This is a genomic window from Nitrospiraceae bacterium (genome assembly GCA_020632595.1).
Taxonomy (GTDB): domain Bacteria; phylum Nitrospirota; class Nitrospiria; order Nitrospirales; family UBA8639; genus Nitrospira_E.
In genome coordinates this window covers 1-16,816 of the sequence record JACKFF010000017.1, presented here as the reverse complement: position 1 = coordinate 16,816, position 16,816 = coordinate 1, and the positions used below count along the sequence as shown (strand labels likewise).

12 protein-coding genes are annotated in these 16,816 nt (G+C 47.9%); 4 read left to right on the top strand and 8 right to left on the bottom strand.

Annotated elements, in window-relative coordinates; genetic code table 11:
• Window positions 1-5 precede the first annotated feature (5 nt).
• Complete coding sequence (uvrA, locus tag H6750_19265) at window positions 6-2,522, bottom strand: excinuclease ABC subunit UvrA (protein ID MCB9776449.1); 2,517 nt, start codon at window positions 2,520-2,522, stop codon at window positions 6-8.
• A 180-nt stretch (window positions 2,523-2,702) separates the two neighbouring features.
• On the opposite strand from uvrA, the gene H6750_19260 reads away from it, so the two are divergent.
• On the top strand, window positions 2,703-3,260 hold the full coding sequence (locus tag H6750_19260; GenBank protein MCB9776448.1) for a hypothetical protein: 558 nt from the start codon (window positions 2,703-2,705) through the stop codon (window positions 3,258-3,260).
• A gap of 161 nt (window positions 3,261-3,421) precedes the next feature.
• Window positions 3,422-4,435, top strand: coding sequence for a Holliday junction branch migration DNA helicase RuvB (gene ruvB / locus H6750_19255; protein MCB9776447.1), 1,014 nt, complete (start codon window positions 3,422-3,424; stop codon window positions 4,433-4,435).
• Between the two features lie 869 nt (window positions 4,436-5,304).
• Here the strand turns inward: ruvB and H6750_19250 are convergent.
• Window positions 5,305-5,868, bottom strand: coding sequence for a hypothetical protein (locus H6750_19250; GenBank protein MCB9776446.1), 564 nt, complete (start codon window positions 5,866-5,868; stop codon window positions 5,305-5,307).
• 737 nt (window positions 5,869-6,605) lie between these two features.
• Between H6750_19250 and H6750_19245 the strand changes: the two genes are divergently transcribed.
• Window positions 6,606-7,532, top strand: a complete 927-nt coding sequence (locus H6750_19245) for an SUMF1/EgtB/PvdO family nonheme iron enzyme (protein ID MCB9776445.1) — start codon at window positions 6,606-6,608, stop codon at window positions 7,530-7,532.
• Window positions 7,533-7,646: 114 nt separating this feature from the next.
• Here H6750_19245 and H6750_19240 read toward each other — a convergent pair whose 3' ends face one another.
• From H6750_19240 to msrA, 4 genes are all read right to left on the bottom strand, one after another.
• Entirely contained in the window at window positions 7,647-8,960 is a 1,314-nt protein-coding gene (locus H6750_19240; protein MCB9776444.1) for a matrixin family metalloprotease, read from the bottom strand.
• Between the two features lie 112 nt (window positions 8,961-9,072).
• On the bottom strand, window positions 9,073-9,513 hold the full coding sequence (locus H6750_19235) for a hypothetical protein (protein ID MCB9776443.1): 441 nt from the start codon (window positions 9,511-9,513) through the stop codon (window positions 9,073-9,075).
• A gap of 369 nt (window positions 9,514-9,882) precedes the next feature.
• Entirely contained in the window at window positions 9,883-11,118 is a 1,236-nt protein-coding gene (locus tag H6750_19230; protein MCB9776442.1) for a hypothetical protein, read from the bottom strand.
• Between the two features lie 602 nt (window positions 11,119-11,720).
• Window positions 11,721-12,359, bottom strand: coding sequence for a peptide-methionine (S)-S-oxide reductase MsrA (msrA, locus tag H6750_19225; protein ID MCB9776441.1), 639 nt, complete (start codon window positions 12,357-12,359; stop codon window positions 11,721-11,723).
• An 884-nt stretch (window positions 12,360-13,243) separates the two neighbouring features.
• Here msrA and H6750_19220 point away from each other — a divergent pair.
• On the top strand, window positions 13,244-14,647 hold the full coding sequence (locus H6750_19220; protein ID MCB9776440.1) for a hypothetical protein: 1,404 nt from the start codon (window positions 13,244-13,246) through the stop codon (window positions 14,645-14,647).
• A gap of 445 nt (window positions 14,648-15,092) precedes the next feature.
• On the opposite strand, the gene H6750_19215 is transcribed toward H6750_19220, so the two are convergent.
• Together H6750_19215 and H6750_19210 are read right to left on the bottom strand one after the other, a co-directional pair.
• Window positions 15,093-15,884 carry a hypothetical protein gene (locus tag H6750_19215; protein ID MCB9776439.1) on the bottom strand — a complete coding sequence of 264 codons (792 nt, stop codon included), beginning with the start codon at window positions 15,882-15,884 and terminating at the stop codon, window positions 15,093-15,095.
• A 73-nt stretch (window positions 15,885-15,957) separates the two neighbouring features.
• Window positions 15,958-16,816: VCBS repeat-containing protein (locus tag H6750_19210; GenBank protein MCB9776438.1), on the bottom strand; the 859-nt coding region annotated here is incomplete at its 5' end.

Below are 16,816 nucleotides of genomic sequence, written 5' to 3'. Positions count from 1 at the left end.
CTTCATCAGGAAGGCCGGTTTTTAACATCTTCCAGCAGCGCCTGCCCCGTCCACGATGCCTTGACCTTCATCACGGATTGCGGTGTGCCCTCCGCCACCACACATCCTCCTTGATCTCCACCTTCCGGCCCCAGATCAATTACCCAATCCGCGTTCTGAATCACATCCATATTATGCTCAATCACGAGGACCGTATTTCCGTTTTCCACTAACCGGTCGAGCACATCCAGCAACCGTTGAATATCCACAAAATGCAGTCCCGTCGTCGGTTCGTCCAGAATATAGAGCGTGCGACCAGTGGATCGTTTCGAGAGCTCCTTGGAAAGCTTGACACGCTGGGCTTCCCCCCCGGACAAGGTCGTCGCCGATTGCCCGAGTTTAATGTAATGGAGGCCCACATTTGACAAGGTTTGCAGGCGGGTGCGAAGCGGGGGAATGTTCACGAAAAATTCCAAAGCCTCAGCCACTGTCATGTTTAAGACTTCTGCAATTGTTCGCCCCCTATAGGTCACATCCAAGGTTTCGCGATTGTACCGTTGACCATTGCAGGCCTCACAGGTCACATAAATATCCGGGAGAAAATGCATTTCAATTTTTATGAGGCCATCACCCTGACAAGCTTCACATCGCCCACCCTTGACATTGAAACTGTAGCGGCCTGGCTTGTAGCCTCGCACTCGAGACTCCGGTAATTGCGCGAAGAGATCACGAATGAAACTAAAGAGGCCGATATAGGTGGCGGGGTTCGAACGAGGAGTCCGTCCAATTGGGGATTGATCAATATCAATCAGTTTATCCAGCTGTTCAAGACCACGTATGTCCCGACACCCCTCAAACACCGGCTTTTTCCGGGAAAAACCCTGCTCCAGAGATCGGAATAACACATCTACGACCAAGGTGCTCTTCCCTGAACCTGACACACCGGTAACACAGGTCAACAGACCTAATGGAAAGTTTACAGTTACATGCTGAAGATTGTGTTTTTTCGCGCCCACGACGGTCAAAAATCCTTTGGCCACCCGTGCACGTTGAGTCAGGGACACGCGACGGCTCCCATTGAGATATTGCCCGGTCAGCGAGCCTGGATGAGCCATCACCACCGAGGGAGGACCATGGGCAACTAATTGCCCACCTTCCACGCCGGCTCCCGGCCCTAAATCCAATATATAGTCGGCAGCACGCATGGTCTCGGCATCGTGCTCAACCACCACCACGGAATTCCCCATATCTCGCAATCGTAACAATGTTTGGAGTAACCGTCGGTGATCGCGCTGATGCAACCCGATACTGGGTTCATCCAGGATATACAGCACGCCCACCAATCCCGATCCGATTTGCGTGGCTAATCGAATCCGTTGACCCTCCCCTCCAGACAAAGTGGCAGAAGGACGATCCAGGGTGAGATAGCCCAATCCGACGTTGAGCAAGAACTCCAGCCTCTCACGAATCTCTTTCAGCACCCGCTGCCCAATCATCTGTTCGCGATCGGTGAGAATTAACGCATCCATAAATGCCAAGATATTCCCCACAGACAGATGGGTTACCTCAGCAATAGACTTCCCCCCAATTTTTATGGCAAGACTTTCCTTCTTCAGTCGACCTCCGCCACACACCACACAGGGGGTATCGAAAGTCCATTCCTCCCATTCAGAATGACTGGAAGCTTCATACCCAATTCCATCACATCCATCACACGCACCATGGGGGCTGTTAAATGAAAAAATTCTTGGGGAAATTTCTGTATAGCTGACACCACACTGAATACACGCCAGATGTTCACTATAGACTCGGACTGAATTATCTTCTGTCAGCACTCCAACGAGACCCTGCGCCATCTTGAGGGCCGTTTCTACCGAATCAGCCAAACGCCGAGTCACCCCGGTCTCTGGCTTGACGATGAGTCGATCAACCACAATTTCAATGGTATGCTTTCGTTGTTTATGTAAATTAATTGATTCCCCGAGATCCCGAATGTCTCCATCAATACGAGCCCGAACAAATCCGGCTTTGCGAGCTGCCAATAATTCTTTGCGATATTCGCCTTTACGTCCTCGCACAATGGGGGCCAAAATGTGGATTTTGGTGCCAAGAGGAAGCCCGATTATGGCATCCACCATTTGTTGTACCGTTTGGGCCGCAATGGCATTCCCACAAAGATAGCAAAAGGGTTGTCCGATTCTGGCAAATAAGAGACGAAAATAATCGTAGATCTCCGTGACTGTCCCCACCGTGGACCGCGGATTGTGACTCGTCGTCTTTTGTTCGATGGAAATGGCAGGCGAAAGCCCCTCAATGGAATCCACGTCCGGTTTCGTCATTTGGTCAAGGAATTGCCTGGCATAGGCGGAGAGTGATTCGACATACCGACGCTGTCCTTCGGCATAAATCGTATCAAAAGCCAAAGATGACTTACCTGATCCGCTTAAGCCTGTAATGACCACTAACTGATCCCGAGGTATCTCCAGGTCGAGATTCTTGAGATTATGTTGTCGAGCGCCCCTAATCACGATAGAGTTGTTCATGGAAGCCGAGTATATCATACGAATCCCCTTGACTGTGGCTTCTCTTTGACCAATGGAATTGACCCTCACACAAAAGGTCGGATACAATCTTGCAGTTTTCATGGATCTATTTTGAATAGACGGAATCGTATCCTTTTTTCCCCAAGCTTATTTTCATTCCCCTTATTGATGAGGAATTTCATGAAGAATTTGAAAGCAGCATGTATCTTGACTGCCACTATTATTCTGACGAGTCTTTTGTCAATTTCTCCACCAGGATGGGCGGCCAAATACGAACTTACTCGCAACAGCATTGAAGAGGCGAAGGAAATAAATGCTGCAGAAATTTCACTCTATCGAGTGAAATTAGGGGACCCTGAAGCCACTGCCGTGGAGGCCCTTGTCGAAGCAAGAATTTCCGGTGTTCGGGCAGAGCAAGAGGGCACATTTATTTTATTGTGGGACAAAGAAAATCCAACTGGTGCCATGGCAGGAGTCCGTATCACAGACGGGAAAGTGGATCTCATATTTATAAATAATCGCTTTGCCCATAAAGTCCGTGGCATCTTCCGACACATCCTCGGGGCCAAATCCACAAAAGAAATTCGCGATCTGCTGGGACCAGAGGATTTCCCCAATGAAACACTGATGGGTGCCAAACTCTTATATGAAAAGCAAGGGTTTCTCGTGAATTTTCTCGAACGGCAGGTAAATGTGGAATTCTGTCTTGGCTGCCAGGATCTATTTTCAGGATTCTAGGAAACCTGTTTGTAGCAACAGCTTTATTGATCTCACTTGCCAGTCTGCTTTCAGTTTTTTGAGTCATTTCCCCAAAGAGGAATTTCTCCTCCCTCTTCTATTTTCCCAACATCGCCAAGAATGCAGTTCTTCATACAGTTCGGTTTAGACAGATTCCATATATGGACGACCGGCTTCTTACCACTCACCTCATAGAAGAAGAACAAAGCCTTGAGGGGACTCTGAGACCTCAACGCTTAACGGAGTATATCGGCCAGGAGCGGATGAAAGAATCGCTTCGGGTTTGCATTGACGCGGCAACTGGTAGAGGAGAAGCCTTAGACCACGCCATTTTTTATGGGCCTCCCGGATTAGGTAAAACCACCATCGCTCATATAATCGCCAAAGAAATGGGGGGCACAATTCGCTCCACCTCCGGGCTGGTACTTACCCACGCGGGCGACCTAGCCGCCATTTTGGCAAATCTTCAGCCACGGGATGTTCTATTTATCGATGAAATTCACCGTTTGCCCCCCGCAGCCGAAGAGGTATTGTATCCCGCCATGGAGGATTACCAAATTGATTTAGTGATTGGACAGGGCTCTTCCTTGCGCACCATGAAATTAGATCTCCCGCCTTTTACGCTCATTGGGGCCACGACACGTGCAGGCTCCCTCACCTCTCCGCTGCGAGAGCGCTTTGGGCTTGTTTATCGATTGGATTTTTATCTGCCTGAAGACTTGAAGGTCATCATTTCCCGCTCTGCTAGATTACTCGGAGTCCGCATTGAGGATGAAGGAGCAGGAGAAATTGCCGGCCGGGCTCGCGGGACTCCCCGAATTGCTAATAGGTTAATCAAACGTGTGCGTGACTTTGCAGAAGTTAAAGCCCAAGGACGGATCACGAGATCGGTCGCACAGGAAGCCTTACAATGGTTAGGAGTCGATCAGGCAGGATTTGATGAAATGGACCGCAAAATACTCTTGACCATAATCAGAAAGTTTCGGGGGGGACCCGTTGGCATCGACGCCCTAGCCGCAGCAGTCCAGGAAGAAAAATCCACACTAGAAGATGTATACGAACCTTTTCTGCTTCAATCTGGATATCTGGACCGAACAGCCCGAGGCCGACAAGTCACCGCAAAAGCTTTGCAACATTTTGGAGAAAATCCGAATCTCTTTTCGATTGGGATCTGACCTGATCCACCTTCCTAAATTACATCCCTCCACTATTTATTTTTTCTCTCTCACTTGTATTTTAAAAAAAAGCTTCCGACCCTTTCCCCTCCTTTGCTGTATTGACGGTATCCGAAAAATGAGCGGTATAGTAGGGAAAACTGACAAACACGGCATGGGTCAGATGAATAGAAAATGTTTGTTCAATTCATGAATACAACCTTGAGGGGATATCCAAATGAATAGACGCGCCTTATCATCCTTTCATTTTGTTTACAGGAAAGCCTTAGCATCGTTGAAGTATTTAACCCTGAGTTGCGGCCTTTTTCTGGCCATCTTTTGTTCCTTGAGGCTGCTACCCTCAGCCTTGGCGGATGAACTACCTATCGAGTTTGGGGACTCCTGGGTGGAAGACGGGTATATTTTTCATGTTGATATCCACATACCACCCTACAATGATTATTGCACAACATCCGGGAGAGGATACATTGGCTTTAATGTGTTTTATGAAGACACGAAAAGTCCGGATGGCGAGTGGGCTTTTGGCATTGCTCCATGGCCGGAGGGGATTGCGTCTGAATCTATAGTGGGATCACACATGACAGCTGTCGCGCCTCAAATATATTGCACCAGTTTTTCCCCCTGCACAATTCAGAAGGTTCAAATGGTAAAGGCCTGGTGCCCACCGCTGGAAGGAGAAAGTTTTTATGCACAATAAACCGACACTCTCCTGTGCCCTCTCGGAACCATCCACCTTATTCTTAGACTTCATAAAAACTTGGAATAGGTAAATTTCAGAGAAAATTTTCTATTCTTCCCCTAAAGCTGGGAAAATTGATATTCCCGTCCATAGAAAAGAAAACTAAAAAGAACACTCAGTGCCGTTAAGACTACCTTTCAGGAGCTACAGGCAGAGCTCCGGGATGCAGGATGGCTTCCACGTCCCGCAAGCCCCTTTTCGCACGATCGACATACAATTGGTTGGCCAAACCTTGGTAGGTTTCAATAATCCGTCGATAGATGTTCAGAGCTTTGTTGTACTGTTGGGTTTCCGTAAAATAACGAGCCAAAGCTAACCAATTCTCCGCAGCCGTTTCTTTGGCCGTTTTAATAATTTTCCATTCCTGCGTTTTCTCACCCTGCCTCATCTGGCCTACACGACGGAGCAGGCGCTCTTCACTTCTTAGCGCAAGTACCTCGATCTGTTCATTTTCAAATATGGCTTGCTCAACTTGATGTGATTGTAAATGACCATAGAACATTTCCACATGGCCTTTAATGATATTCGCCTGCTGCTGATACCTGTCTCCTATACATGCGGATAGAGTGCCTACCATTAGTAGGCCACAGAACATTTTTAACCAGACATGCCGGCCCAAGCGCAAAGCAGAATGAAAAATATCGGCATTCATCTTCCTCTCGCAAATACCATAATGGTCAGCCTGTGCTTTCAACGCTCAGACATCCTCGCCAAAAACTCGTCCGTGAAAATCAGTAATTTGTCCTAATAGGCTAAGCCCACAGGACTTTCCGGGTTTTGCAGGGTACAAACTTTCCCTGATGAATTGAAAATATTAATGCCGTCTGGGGCCCTGGACCGATCCGTCATTTGTTCTCTTACAAGCCCATGACAAACCCAACTCCAACTTTGACCCTTTAAAAGAAAACAGACGCGCCACAATCCCTACCGGCTAGGGTATACTCAGGTGATGGACGCAATACGGGTTAAATACAAAAACCTCATTTTCAAAATTCAACAAAGATCAGGCAGGCACATTTCAAAACCACCGTAGCACCCGCGCTTTCAGGAATCTCCTTTTCATATCAGCCCTGATATACATTTTTGTTAGGAGCCTTGAAACCTGCGCCTCCCGCAATATTACCAAGCCATCAAAATGCGCATGGATACTGTGGATCAGGCATCTGTGCATGTCTTCACCCCTCGCCTTACGATTCCTGGCATTCCCGTATAACGCATGCCCTGCGCCAACCTGATTTACTTCGCACGGGTATATGTTGTGACCATAGGCAGAATTTCAGATTACTTTAATCCCCTTACGGGGCGATTTATGAATCTTATCATCGACCAGGCTTTATTATCATGTTGCCTCTCCGGCTATTTCCGGCTTGCTCCCAATGTGCCCTTCACGTAGACTGCCCTCGTTTGACTTCCCATACACAACTAGAGAACATGCTTCACATATTCTTCCTGCCGCTCACAGCTGTTCGACTCTCACATTATCGTTTGCTGACTGCCTTCCTTTCCCTAGGGTTTCTCCTGGGATTTTCCTTTTTGGCAATCGGAGAGACTCACCCACCTCCCGACGAAGTTGATGAGCATATCGCCCATATCGCCAGCTTGGCCAAACCCTCCCCACAAGTTGCCATTCCCGAAGGAGTATTTTTGATGGGGACCAATCGTCGAGACGACCTTCGGCATAGTCTTGAAATGCATTATGACGACACGGAATTTCCTCAACGCCATATTTGGGTGGATAGATTTCTCATGGATCGCTATGAAGGCACTTTAAGCGAATACCTGGCATTTCTGCTTACAACCAACAGGCCGGTCTCTCAGGAACTACGGGGACTCATTTGGCATCTCATTAGTGTGCATTTCATCCCTGATCAGGCACTCGCTACCTGGCCAGCCCTGTACATCACTTGGGAAGAAGCCAAAACATTTTGCGAATATCATAACAAGAGACTGCCATCGGAAGCCGAATGGGAGAAAGCGGCAAGAGGGGAGTCTGGCCGCATCTTTCCGTGGGGGGAAATGGACCCGACAGAGGACTTAGCCGTTTTCGGACAATACCACGTCCATGAAATTCCCCTGGTTGCCACGGTAGATAGTTTCGAGGATGGCCAAAGTATTTATAAAATATTGCATCTGGCCGGTAATATCGCGGAATGGGTTAATGATTGGCTGGGACCGGATTATTACCCCATCATGCCACCAAGGAATCCGCCTGGTCCCAAATCGGGACGCTATAAGGTTGTACGTGGGGGATCATGGAAAAGTCGGCCGGTCATGTTGCGGGCAGCGACCCGTGGAGGGGCCATTCCAGAAGAACGTTCCGCGAACATCGGCTTCCGCTGCGCTCAATCCTCACCCTAACACCGTTAATCTCTCATCAACAACTTCTCAGTGACCTGTCCTCACTCCAGCCTTTCAACTGGATCAGGGCAGGGAGGCTAAATCCTCTCTGCCCTGATCAGATGTGCTGAGCTATTAATGTGTAGGAGTATGAGTCACGGTCAGATTGAAATGCGCGTTAGAATATCCCCGAACTTTAACATGGACCGCAGTCCCATTGGTTGGCACATCCAGGACGCACTTTTCTTCCGCACCCGAGAGATAAGGACGGCAATCATAGGCAGTCGTTGTCGGATCCTGGTTGAACCGAACATAGAGATCGGGATCACCGGAATTAGCTTCTCCATGCATAACCACTTCCACTAATGTTCCTGGAACCACCATAAAGGGGCCATAGGTTTGCTCCGCATTCTTGGCCACACTTTGCCCGACAAAAGTTTCCGTTTTGGGTCCGCAGGCTATGGGTCCCGGCGGTTCATCAGGTCCCTGACAAATTGAGGTATCAATGGTGAATCCCTGCGCAGGGCCATACAAACACGCTGCCCCATTTTTATCGATGTTGGTTAGAGTCAGGGTCCAATCCCCTTTACCGTTACATTGCGGATAATGCATGACCGAGAAGGCATCGTAACTGGTTAACGGCCGCCAATTACTATCTTCGAAACACGTACCCGAATCCGGGCGGGTATGTTCATGCCGGAATCCAATCGTATGACCTAATTCATGTCGCAATATCCCCTGTAACGATAGCTTGCCATTTGGATCCAATTGAAAAGAACTGTTATCCACCAAGACATTTCGGGAAGACCGCTGTTCATTCGGGAAAAAGGCTCGAGCCAGATATTGGCCATTCACGTTGACCGGCCGTACATCAAAAACCACATTCGGGTTGGACGCCGTACAAGCATCATCCTCTCCCCCCACATAAATGAAATCAACAGCAGCCACCGCCTCCCACGCATTTCCGGCCGCCTCCATGTCGGACTTCATTTTTTCATAGTTTGCGCCAAATGTTTTACTCACGCAGTAGGTCAGTTGCCGTTTTTCTAGAGAATTCCACACTGCGTCCTGACCATTGACTTGATGAACGGTTAATTTCGTTCGAACCCCTTCGCGAGAGCTGGTCGACTCCTTTATTCGGGTTTCAAAAAATTCCTGTAGGAGTTTTTCATTGAGAATGGGAGTATCACCGTTCACAATATATTTCCCACCTTCAAAGGGTTCCTTATAGGTTTGGGCTTTAAACTCCTCAAAGGTTTTGGTTTTCCACTCGTCCCGCTTCTGTTTTGCGTTATCCGCCAAAATTTGCCTGCCCTGGTCCGGAGAAATTTTTGGCCCACTGTCAACAGCTGGCGGAGGAGATGAATGAAGTTGGGAACAGGCGGTCAATCCAACAACCATTCCTATCACCGTCAATGTCTGATTGAGAAAAAATCGACAATTTTTCATAATTCCACTCCTTTGAAAGTAATGATGAGCCTCCCTGCTGATCAAGAAGAGCACCAGGGAAACCAATAAATACCGGCTACCCCAAAAAAGATTCGTGGAGAAGAGAAGTTGATCATGGAGGACAGGGCTCAACTTTTACATTGATCAAATCCACCCCCTCGCCAAGTTGCTGAATCTGCTCGATTATTGAATGAGCCGATTCCACATCAGAAAATTCCGCGCAGAGCCTGGTCTCCCCTTCTATTCCAATACGTTGCTCCACTATCCGTCGAACCTCCCCACGTTCCTGGGCAGACTTAAGAAGGGTGCGAGAATGGGCTAGGATCTCGATGGCCTGATCAGGCACGCCTTTCCCACGCGAAAGAGCATAAACCGCAATACTTTGTGGAGCCGGAGCGAGGGTTTCCGGAGGCTTGGCATCTGCACACCCCTTGCTGGCCCCCATCATCATGACCCCCATTGCCAACAAGGTCAGGCCAAGTCGGAGAGACCCAATTAACCCGGTTGGCCTTAAAGGAAACAGTCGAGCATCTTCCAGTGGTGTGTATGTCATAAGGTATTCCTTTCATAAAGCAAGACCTATTCCCAAGATAATGCAGTATGACATACACAGGGGGTGAAGAAAAAACCTAGGTAACATTCAACGCGTATTCTTTTTTGTCGATCTGTCAACTTATCCTTGTCTATTCCCTCAATCTCCTTTTTCGATACACCTTGTATCTAAATGGATAAAATCCTTAGAAACTATTTCATTCGGTAGCGATATCCCTTTAGACCATTGACCCGCAACGTTTCCGTAAGCCCTATGACCCATTAGAGAAATATCACCCTAATCCATTTTATTTGAACCGGCATGAACCACTAACCCGGAAGGAGGCGATCTCCCGTCGGAGAAAAATGGTTATGAAGAAACTACCTAATTCTAGGAGCTTAAAGGCGGGACAGAAGCACGAGTCACCAAATGGTGCAACGGAGCCTGATGACTATCACAGGGCTCAGAGCCCACATCAGACTCCTGAGTAACAATAATCGCTGCAGGGAGCAGTTCCCAATGACGTAAATCCGGCCGTACGGTATTCTGAAACACTGTGGGAGCAACTTGCATTAGCTGCGTGCCACCCAGAATGGACAAGGCACACAAATCACCGCTGCCTCTTCCTCCAAGTGACGCTGCCCCTGCACATCCACCAACAACTACCCCGACTCCAAGAGAAAACGGCACTAATCCATAAACCACGCCGACAGGTAAACGAATCCAACTTTGAATGTTCAAAAGGGGATGGTATGCATGATCATGCCTGTGTGCGATTTTCGCAAACCAACTTTCCGTTGAAAGACGCAGGCCCGTTTCAGAAACACATAACTCCTGAAAAGGTGGCTTGGGATGAATCACAAAGTATCCATTGGGGGCGCCAAACAATTTAAAATCCCAATCGACCTCAGGAAAACGACCCACCCCATAGGCTACCCACCGGGACGTAGGACGAGCACCCTGATCCAGCCTGATCACCTGCTTTTGAGCAAACGATTGAAGAGCGGGAGGCACATGCAGAAGAAAAGAACTGGTGGGCTCCGCCAGCCTGAACCAATCGGTTCTGGCATCTCCGGGTTCACCAAGGACTTCCCAGAGCACGGCGGAAAGCACAAGATTGACAGGGTCTTCACCAAAATTATACAAAGGGGCGAATAGTTCATGGTCCAACCGCCGTAATTCCACTTTTGCATCCTCGGCATGTCCGGTCCTCAGATAACTCGCGGCAAGCAAAACGCTTAAATATGCCCGCTCATACGATTCCAACACATAATCCGTAAGCACCCCATCAGATAAAAAGACTCCGGCCATTTCACGAGAAAAAGAAAAAGTCTTATCGCGAAATCCAGCTTGCGCTTGTTCCGTATACTCAATGACTGCGGCATCGCATTTTTGGGAAAAGGCCAGGCTTAAGAGATTCAACACCTTAATCCGATTGGACCAATCAACGTTGGAACGAAGAATCCCACATTCATCCTTAAATGTTGGTTGCACCTCTCGCATCTGACAACCCCAAATAGAAAGAACGAGCACCACTCCCAGCAATCTCCACACACACATCACCCGGCCCATACACAAAGAGAAAATTACCTTTTTCCATTCCGGGCTACTGAGAAAGTCTTTCATACTTCCGTTGTTAAGGCAGGAGTCCTTCAATCTGGGCTTCATCCAGTGGAAGGAATATATCAGACTACAACTGAAGATGCCGGTTATAATGCAGTCAATTGTTAATGACGGAGTTAAAAGAATCGCGAACCAATAGCCAAAAGGCACTAGAGAGGCTCATGCAGTTATGGGGCAGTGCTCATTCTTGTGGGCAATACCATTACTGAAGGGACGCTAAATGAATAAACACGACGATTGTCTTTTTTCCGGACAGGAAAGATTGGGCCAAAATTTTCGAAAATTGTTCGCACACCTCACTAGTATAGGTACCAGGAATAGATTGGACTCTTAGACTTGCTGCAGTGCCTCGGCATAGAATTCCATTATAGAATAGAACCATCAAAAAAGGGGCGCTGGCTGCCCCATCCTGCTCCCCTATAGCCCGTGAGCAGGCGGAAGAAAAAAGAAATCGCCCGATTCCAGCACCGTGCATCATGTCAGATAAGCTCACACGGTATGTGCCGGCTGTGAAAGGTCAGGAGAACAAGAAGAAGCCGACCACCGCTACAAAGCCACCACGAGAAAGTAAATGCCAGAAAGGGGTGGTAGGTCCTATAGAAGGATTAAGGTTTTCCCCATAACTCTTCCAAGCGCTGCGAACGTCCACAATTCCATTTATAAAATTTGTACCGGACGGGATTCTTTTTATAAAAATCCTGATGATAGTCTTCGGCAGAGAAGAAAACCGAAAACGGAATAATCTCAGTCACGATTGGTTGCGGAAATGATTTGGAATTCTCCACTGCCTGCTTGGATTCGTCGATTAACATTTTTTGTTTTTCGTCATGGTAGAAGATCGCCGTTCGATATTGATTGCCATGATCACAGAATTGGGCATTCGGCGTCGTAGGATCAACATTATGCCAAAACACCTCCAACAGACGTTGATACGTGACCTTGGTGGGATCGTAAGTCACTTCAACGGCTTCAGCATGCCCAGTTCCTCCGGCCGACACTTGTTCATATGTTGGATTGGCCAGGTGTCCTCCCGTATACCCGGAGACGACAGATACCACCCCATCAACTTTTTCATACACCTCTTCCATACACCAAAAGCAGCCTCCGGCAAATGTGGCTTTGGCATATTGAGTCTTTTCTGCTGCAAGAGTTCCTTGAGGCAAGGCCGCCATTCCCCCTATCGACAGTACCGCCAATCCTACGCTGAATAAAAAATACGGATTTCGGTTCATCAATGCCTCCATTTTAACACCCTTTCCTTTAAGAACTCATGGATGTTGATGAGTTAAATATACATATATATCTTCCCATGAAGATAAGCATACTCCTTAGTCTTAAGAAACTGAATATCATTACGGGACCTGATTCTTGTGGAATTTCAAGACGTTTCATAATGCCCAAAATTCTGACCAAAAGCCCAAACTTGCTGAGATGAAAAGTAGCAACCATGAGGATCCACTATTCCCTTCTCCAAATCCATTTTTGGCGTCATGACATTTTGAACGTGCAGCGTTCGTTCACGCATAAGAACACCTATAGGCTAACCACATCTCTGATGCCAAGTTGTATCCTATACTTCCAATCCCTTAAATTCTCGTCCAAACGACGGCATAAAACTGACTCTATCGAATGTTCTGCCCTTTAGGCTTATACAAATCCATTGGCTTTTGAAATGCCGACTGCACAGATTCTTCAGTGAAAAATTTGTGGCCATAGACGTCATTTATATCGTTTTGGGCATCTTTTGTGACTTTTGGATACAGATTTTTGATTTTTTAAAGATTTGCCAATCAGGACGATTGGTTCACCGATTTTGGGATTGGCCCCCTATCTACTTCCACTTCATATCGCCCCTTTTTCACCCCAGTTTTTTGTGGCTATAAAACCACAGGGAACCTGTGTCTGGAAGCCCCCAGGCTCCCCTACGTTTTTCTGCGGATAGGAATAATTTTCCAGTTTCCGAATTGTCGAAATCCTCAATAATACTGGCAATGAGATCAATTCCTTTCCTTTTCTTTTGACACAACTCAACCATTAGAGAGGAAATTTTTGCCCTTTTTACACTACGGCATCTGTGTTGCTTACCGATAAGGAATAGGAGAAAAAATCATGAGGAAGGGGGCAGGTGATGGTGCGGACTGTTCTCTGGTTGGTTCTGGGATGTTTACTTCTCCCATTCGTGGGCAGCCTCGCCTTTTCTGCGGATGCGATCCCGCTTGTTGATCGGCTAGGCCTGCGAACCGACACATCGTCCAATGCATGTGGTTCTCTAATCTATTCCTCTTCAGGACGTTCCTCCCCGTTCTTTTCAACAAGCACGCTCTGCACTGAACCCAAGGATGAATATGCTCTCACTCGTTTCAACTTTACCCAAAAACGTGAACCGTTCAACCTTCAGGGCGCTCGTGATATGCCTTCCCTGGTGAACCAAGGCGGTAGCAGATTATACGAAGCGTCAAATGACATTTCTCTTTTTCAGGAAGCTTTGCAAGCTGGAATCCAGATGGTGTATCGGGACCCATTGGTAACGGACAACTCCGCCACACCCTTTACCAACCGCATGGGAGCTCAAATCGTCATTAAGGGGACCACGGCCAGCATGAAGTATCATGCTCAGTATGGCTTCTCCGGGCAAGAAACCGGGAACACTTCATTTACCACACCCAATGACCGGATAGGGGGAAAACTGATGTGGGAATGGAGTCTTCCCATGCTCACTCCCAAGATTGAACTCAGCCGATTCACCAGTAATGTGGAGGGAGATCTGGCCCGTGCCCAGACCATCGCTACCCAGCAAAAATTTTCATTGCTCTTGGCCGCTCCCAATTGGCCCAGCCTATCCCTTGGATATGCCAGGCAACAGACAGACATCTTCACCCGACCCGAAGGACCTCTCTCCAATGCCATTACCACAGAATCCGTCTCGGCGAATCTATCGTTCCTATACGGAGCGGGCAAAGGCGATTGGTCTTCATACTATAAAACGTCTCAAAGTGATTTTGTAGAGAATGCATCAGAGGAAGAAATCGGAACCAAGATGAGGGGAACTTTAAATTTATTAGAGCCGGTAGATCTCGCGCCCCAGTGGGGATTTACTCGACGAGTCAAATCCCGCGGGACTATGGTAAACGATCGATTCTTTGCCAAGCTTGGTTCAAATTTGAGAGTTTCTACAACTTCGACGCTCAATCCGGGAGTCGAATTCGCCCGGGATCTGAATCGATTTGATGCCCTTCGTACTGACACACTTGCGGCTAAGCTTGGGTACTCCTATCTTGCTATGGATGACTCCTTGCATGTTTCCGTTCTCGGACAATATGTTCTCAATCAACGCACTAATACTCCGGCCAATCCTCAAATTTATGACATTTCACTGTTATTCAAAAAAGACGTCCGTGACTACTTACATCTGAACCATCGACAACAAACCCTCAGCCTCAAAATCGCACACAACCAGCAAATGCATACCTCTTCTTCTCCAACCCAATCCGGCCAGACTTCTGCCATGTTGCTCGTGAGCATCATTCCCTGAGTACTCAAAGTCTCCCTCTTTCCTCATAAACAGATTTCCCCATGACTTGCCAGGGGCATAAGCCCAACGTATTTTAATACCAACCCAGGATCAAAAGATGGAGTGTTCAAAATGCCACGTTCAGCAGAACTACTCCAAATGGGAAAAGCTGAGGATACCGATGAGGAGGTGAGCAGGCCCAGGGGAAAATGGAGTAGGCCCAGAGCAACGCGACCACATATTCAAGTTCAGAACATCGGGATGGTAGGAACAGAAAGCAGCCTCTGCTGCGAGCCATACGAATTTGCAAGGAGGTGGGGTCCGCTTTAATCAGTATAAAATACTTCCTGAATATACCGAATTCACTGCTAATACTCTTGCATAATAGTTCTGCCTTTTTTTCTCATAAATTCAGAGGGGCCTGTCCTGCCAATACGTGGCAGGACAGTGGGGAGAGCGTATGATTTTATGGGTTCAGGGGAAGAAGCATTTCTTGTTGCATATGCTTCGGCACGGGTTGAATGCTCATAGGAGGATACGCAGTCGGAGGAATAATTTTCATCACGCGCCCACGACTTCCTCCCGAAGTTATCGGCATGTCCCTACTACTGGGTGGGGAAATTGGCATGGAAGCACCAGGTGCAGCTGGACGAATCTCCATGGGAACATTCCTTATGGCAAACACCTGTCCACCGGACCTTTTTTCTCCATGAGATTGCCGTTCAGGTCTGGACATAGTCCTATTCACCTGATTTTCACGCTCCAGATCTAACCCATGGCCTGCTAACCCGTTTTTTGGGAGTGCACTGGTCTTCTGCCCGGAAGATCCCGGTCCCCAGACTTTAGCATTCTTATCCGATAGGGACACTTCTGGTGCCACTTTAGGCATCACATGAAGCGTGGTGATATTCCCAGCCGCATTCAATGTAAAGGCATAGTCCCACTGAACCAGGATCTTCGAGAGTGCCCTGTGCAAAGGCTCTTTCTGTAACCTAACCGAAATGACTTTCTCCAATTCTGCATCCGGTGCCACATAATCTAGTCCCAATTCTTTATGCAACTGACCAAGGACTGTGCGAAGAGTTACCTGGTGCAACTGACCCGTCACTCGTCCGGAATCGAGATGAAGCGGAATCTGCCGATCAGAGGACAACGCCATATCCGGCAGGCCGCATAGAGTGATACCCAGGAGTACTCCGCCAAATACCATGAAGAAATGGCCTCCCCACCCTAGCTTTCCTTGTATCTGATTTGTCATCGTTCACCCCTGCATGTAACCCCGACCAATCACTTGAAATCTGACCAGACTGGTGATGTTGTAATCACCCATTTTATTTTTGAATTTCCCAGTTCACCGGGGTACTGCCAGGAAAACCCACCGAACCGATTTTCAAACCATCCATCAGCCACACCGCCACTTTGCCATTCGTCCGATTTTGCAAGATAACATCTCCCCTACCATCTCCATCCGCATCACTCACCTGCCTAATTTCCCATTCGAGGGGTATGCCTCCTATAAAACCTGCCAAGGGTGTCGTCGCCCCGTTCATCAGCCACACCGACACCATTCCAGTTTTTTTATTGCGCCAGATCACATCCACTTTACTGTCCCCATTTACATCTCCAAGTAATTGAATCTCCCAATCCAGCGAAGTGCTTGCGGGAAAACCTACCGAGGTAATGGTCAGTCCATTCATTAACCAGACCGCCACTGTGCCATTCGTCCGATTCTGCCAAACCAGGTCTGCCCTCCCATCGGCATTGATATCACCCACTTGCTGTATTTCCCACACTTTTGGAGTACCTCCAAGGAGGCCGACTGAGTGAATCGACAACCCATCCATAAACCATACAGTCACCATTCCACTATCAGGATTGCGCCAGATCACATCCGCTTTGCCATCCCCATTGATATCGCCGACCCCCTTAACCACCCATTCGGCTGAAACACCACCCAGAAAACCGAACGATTGTATTGCTCCCTCCTTCATAAGCCAAATACCCACTACTCCACTTATGGTGTTCTGCCAAAGGATGTCTCCTTCACCATCACCATTGATATCTCCCACCTGCTTAATCTTCCATTCCGTGGAAGTACTTCCAGGAAAACCTACCGATGTAATAGTCAGCCCATTCATCCGCCAAACAGCGACTTCACCGCTACTCGCATTCCGCCAAAACACATTAGTA

What these genes read in the sequence shown, in the direction of transcription:
- H6750_19260 (MCB9776448.1), top strand. Translation starts at nt 2,703, where the DNA reads ATGAAGAATTTGAAAGCAGCATGTATCTTGACTGCCACTATTATTCTG.
- H6750_19240 (MCB9776444.1), bottom strand. Translation starts at nt 8,960, where the DNA reads ATGAAAAATTGTCGATTTTTTCTCAATCAGACATTGACGGTGATAGGA.
- msrA (MCB9776441.1), bottom strand. Translation starts at nt 12,359, where the DNA reads ATGGAGGCATTGATGAACCGAAATCCGTATTTTTTATTCAGCGTAGGA.
- H6750_19230 (MCB9776442.1), bottom strand. Translation starts at nt 11,118, where the DNA reads ATGAAAGACTTTCTCAGTAGCCCGGAATGGAAAAAGGTAATTTTCTCT.
- H6750_19235 (MCB9776443.1), bottom strand. Translation starts at nt 9,513, where the DNA reads ATGACATACACACCACTGGAAGATGCTCGACTGTTTCCTTTAAGGCCA.
- H6750_19215 (MCB9776439.1), bottom strand. Translation starts at nt 15,884, where the DNA reads ATGACAAATCAGATACAAGGAAAGCTAGGGTGGGGAGGCCATTTCTTC.
- H6750_19245 (MCB9776445.1), top strand. Translation starts at nt 6,606, where the DNA reads ATGCTTCACATATTCTTCCTGCCGCTCACAGCTGTTCGACTCTCACAT.
- H6750_19220 (MCB9776440.1), top strand. Translation starts at nt 13,244, where the DNA reads ATGGTGCGGACTGTTCTCTGGTTGGTTCTGGGATGTTTACTTCTCCCA.
- uvrA (MCB9776449.1), bottom strand. Translation starts at nt 2,522, where the DNA reads ATGAACAACTCTATCGTGATTAGGGGCGCTCGACAACATAATCTCAAG.
- ruvB (MCB9776447.1), top strand. Translation starts at nt 3,422, where the DNA reads ATGGACGACCGGCTTCTTACCACTCACCTCATAGAAGAAGAACAAAGC.